Annotated in this window: 4 protein-coding genes; 2 read left to right on the forward strand and 2 right to left on the reverse strand. The window is 52.5% G+C overall.

Annotated elements, in window-relative coordinates; translation table 11 throughout:
• Positions 1-186: 186 nt before the first annotated feature.
• Together A918_RS0112015 and glpK are read right to left on the reverse strand one after the other, a co-directional pair.
• Positions 187-651: a GNAT family N-acetyltransferase gene (locus tag A918_RS0112015; RefSeq protein WP_022711307.1), complete on the reverse strand. Its 465-nt coding sequence runs from the start codon at positions 649-651 to the stop codon at positions 187-189.
• Positions 652-2148, reverse strand: coding sequence for a glycerol kinase GlpK (glpK, locus tag A918_RS0112020; protein ID WP_022711308.1), 1497 nt, complete (start codon positions 2146-2148; stop codon positions 652-654).
• A gap of 139 nt (positions 2149-2287) precedes the next feature.
• Here glpK and A918_RS0112025 point away from each other — a divergent pair, with 139 nt between their 5' ends.
• Both A918_RS0112025 and A918_RS0112030 read left to right on the forward strand, forming a co-directional pair.
• A complete protein-coding gene (locus A918_RS0112025; protein WP_022711309.1) occupies positions 2288-3034 on the forward strand; it encodes an SDR family NAD(P)-dependent oxidoreductase in 747 nt (248 codons plus the stop codon).
• A 10-nt stretch (positions 3035-3044) separates the two neighbouring features.
• Positions 3045-3980: a carbohydrate kinase gene (locus A918_RS0112030; RefSeq protein ID WP_022711310.1), complete on the forward strand. Its 936-nt coding sequence runs from the start codon at positions 3045-3047 to the stop codon at positions 3978-3980.
• Positions 3981-3995: the final 15 nt, after the last annotated feature.

Below are 3995 nucleotides of genomic sequence, written 5' to 3' on the forward strand. Positions count from 1 at the left end.
CGACATTGCTCGATGTAATTATGGGCAACGGAGAATAATCAGAGCGGTTCCAGTTAAGAATGAATCGTAGGAACCGCTCTGTCTATTTGTTTTTACGCATGTGCCTCACGCATCGCAGCAGGAAAAGAAATCAGTCCGGCGAACTGATTTCCCTGCGGAGGCGCTTCGCACTTTTGCTGGAAATGCTTATAGCGCTTTACTCATCGGGAAGGACGGTATGCCCGACCTTCCCGTTTTGGCATCACCCTCGGGTAAATAACCGAGCTTTTCATAAAACTGTTTTGCTGTGGCCGTGCTGGTCAGACGGCTCACAACCTGCCCCTGCTGTTTCAGCCAGCCTTCAGATACTGCCATTAAAGCTTTACTGACACCGCGATACTGATAATCCGGTGAAACATAATTCAGCAAAACACCGTCTGTTGCCGAGACAGCAGCAACACCGGCAATCCGCCCGTCAATCTCGGCAACAAAATAGATCTGCCCCTCGCGCGCAATCCATCCCCGCAGATTGTCTTCTGTTTTATTGGCAAGCCATTGGCTTAAAATCTGCGGATCATTCTGATGATCCGCAGCACAAAGCTCCGTGATTGAGCGGCGCAGAACCGTGCAAATCTCCGCAGCATCTTTCGCTATCGCCGCCTTTATCAGCATTTATTGTTTCGCTCTGAGTGTGCTGCGCACAGATTTATGCCAGCCATTGATTTTACGTTTGCGCAAAGCAGGCTCCATCAGCGGTTCAAAACGCTGCTGTTGCTGCCAGTCTTCGGCAAAAGCCTGCATATCGCCCCAGAGACCTGCTTTCATACCTGCAAGCCATGCCGCGCCCAGCGCCGTGGTTTCCAAAATAACCGGACGGTCAACCGGCGCGTTGAGAATGTCCGACAGGTTTTGCATCGTCCAGTCGGAGGCAACCATGCCGCCATCAACCCGCAGAACAATATCGCTGGTGTCCGTTTTCCAGTCTTTATGCATGGCTTCAAGCAGGTCATGTGCCTGATAAGCAACGGATTCCAGCGCAGCTTTGGAAATCTCGGCGGGCCCCGAATTACGGGTCAGCCCGTAAATCGCGCCACGCGCTTCTGCATCCCAATGGGGAGCGCCCAAGCCCACAAAAGCAGGCACCAGATAGACATCCTGTGTCTCATCGGCTTTGAGCGCCAGCTCACCGGATTCCGCTGCATTTTTGATGATTTTCAAACCGTCGCGCAGCCATTGCACTGCAGCACCGGCAACAAAAATCGAGCCTTCCAGCGCATAAGTCACCTCGCCGTTCAGACGATAGGCAATCGTCGTCAGCAAACGGTTGCGCGACAGAACTTTATCCTTGCCGGTATTGAGCAGCGCAAAACAACCGGTGCCGAAAGTCGCCTTCAACATACCTTTGGCAAAACAAGCCTGACCGATCATTGCCGCGTGCTGGTCACCCGCCACACCGAGGATCGGAATTTCCGCGCCCAGAACATCTGCCTTCGTCACACCGAAATCATCGGCACAGTCTTTCACTTCCGGCAGCATGCTACGCGGAATGTTGAACAGTTTCAGCAGTTCTTCATCCCACTCATTCTTGGCAATATTGAACAGCAATGTGCGGGAAGCATTGGTGGCATCGGTGGCGTGAACCTGACCGCCGGTCAGCCGCCAGATTAGAAAACTGTCGATTGTGCCAAACAGCAGCTCGCCCTTCTCTGCTTTTTTACGCGCACCGGGCACTTTGTTGAGAATCCATGCCAGCTTGGTTGCGGAGAAATACGGATCAAGCAACAGGCCAGTCTTACGGCGGATACGCGGCTCAATGCCCTGTTTTTTCAGTTTCAGACAGTCTTTTTGTGTGCGGCGATCCTGCCAGACAATCGCATTATAGACCGGCTTGCCGGTTGTCTTATCCCAGACCACCACCGTTTCACGCTGATTGGTAATGCCGATTGCGACTACATCTTCCATACTGGCGCTGGCATTTTCAACCGCCTGTTTGCAGGTCGTAACAACGCTTTGCCAGATTTCTTCCGGATCGTGCTCGACCCAGCCGGATTTGGGATAGTGCTGTGTAAATTCCTTTTGCCCGAGACCGGTGATCTTATGATTTTGATCGAAACAAATGGCTCTGCTGGATGTTGTACCCTGATCGATTGCCAAAATCAGTTTCGACATAAATATCTCCGTTTCTCAAAAGCATCTTTTAAAAAATTATATGCTTGAATCATTCAGTGCCAAATTTAAACACGCCTTGCAAATTTTAAAATCTATAGTGATAGTGTCCACTTAAAATTAGCAATAAAGGCCGATTAAAATGACTGATACGCCTAAAAAAACCATCGTACTGACCGGTGCCAGCCGCGGTATCGGCCATGCAACCGTGAAGCGTTTTTCACGGGCGGGCTGGCGTGTCATTACCTGCTCACGTCAGGATTTTTCCGACAACTGCCCGTGGCCTGCTGGCCCTGAAGATCATATCAAGGTTGATCTGGCTGATCCGGAAGATATCGGTCGTGCGATTTCGGAAATCCGCCGTCGTCTGGAAGATAATGGCGGTCAGCTTAATGCATTGGTCAACAATGCCGGTATTTCGCCAAAAGGCGCTGGCGGAAGCCGCCTCAATTCCATTGAAACCCAGATGGCCACATGGCGCGATGTGTTTCAGGTGAACTTCTTTGCACCGATCATGCTGGCGCGCGGATTATTTAAGGAACTTGAAGCGGCGCAGGGCTCGGTGGTCAATGTCACGTCTATTGCCGGAAGCCGCGTGCATCCTTTTGCCGGTACGGCCTATGCAACTTCAAAAGCAGCGCTTGCCGGTCTGACCCGTGAAATGGCCTCCGATTTCGGCCCGCATGGTATTCGCGTCAATGCGATTGCACCGGGCGAAATTGAAACTTCCATCCTGTCACCGGGCACAGAAAAACTGGTGGAGCAGATGCCGTTGCGCCGTCTTGGCCAGACATCGGAAGTGGCTGAAACCATCTATTTCCTCTGCACTGAAGCCTCATCCTACGTGACCGGCTCGGAAATCCACATCAATGGCGGTCAACACGTTTAAGGGTGAGAGCATGATCCTCTCCTGCGGAGAAGCGCTGATTGATATGCTGCCGCGCGCAACACAGGGCGGCGAGACCGGCTTTGTGCCGCATGCAGGCGGCTCCGTGTTCAACACAGCCATTGCCATTGGCAGGCTGGGTGCAAAGGCCGGATTTTTCTCCGGCCTATCATCGGATTTTCTCGGGCAAATCCTGCGCGATACGCTGGAGAAATCCCGCGTTGATACGCGGTTTTGTGCGATCTCGGATCAGCCGACAACGCTTGCCTTTGTCCGGCTGAATAATGGTCAGGCGAGCTATAATTTCTACGATGAAAACACCGCCGGTCGTTTGCTCAGTGAGGCACAACTGCCGGAACTGGGTGCTGATATCAGCGCTCTGATGTTTGGCGGTATCAGCCTCATTCCGGAACCCTGCGGCAGTACTTATGAAGCGCTGATGCGGCGGGAAGCGCCAAACCGTGTGACAATGCTCGACCCGAATATCCGCCCGAATTTTATTCCGGACAAAGCCGCCCATCTGGCGCGGATCAAGCGGATGATTGCACTGGCTGATATTGTCAAAGTCTCAGATGAAGACCTGCTCTGGTTTGATGAAGGCACGGATCATGATGCGATTATCCGCAACTGGCTGGCCGTAGAGGGACAGAACGGACCTAAAATCATCATCGTCACCAAAGGCGCAGATGGTGCCGTGGCCTATGCATCCTGCGGTAAAATCAGTGTCGGTGGCGAAAAAGTCACCGTGGCCGATACGGTCGGTGCCGGTGATACGGTCAATGCCGGTGTGTTGGTGAGCCTTGAAAAACAAGGCCTACTGAATAAGCAATCCCTTGCGACCATCTCGCAAGAACAGCTGACCAAAGCCATCGCCTTTGGCATCAAAGCCGCAGCAATTACCGTGTCGCGTGCCGGTGCCAATCCGCCATGGGATTATGAAATCACTTGATATGGAAAAGGGCGT

The sequence above is a fragment of the Pseudochrobactrum sp. AO18b genome (assembly GCF_000409565.1).
Lineage (GTDB): Bacteria > Pseudomonadota > Alphaproteobacteria > Rhizobiales > Rhizobiaceae > Pseudochrobactrum > Pseudochrobactrum saccharolyticum.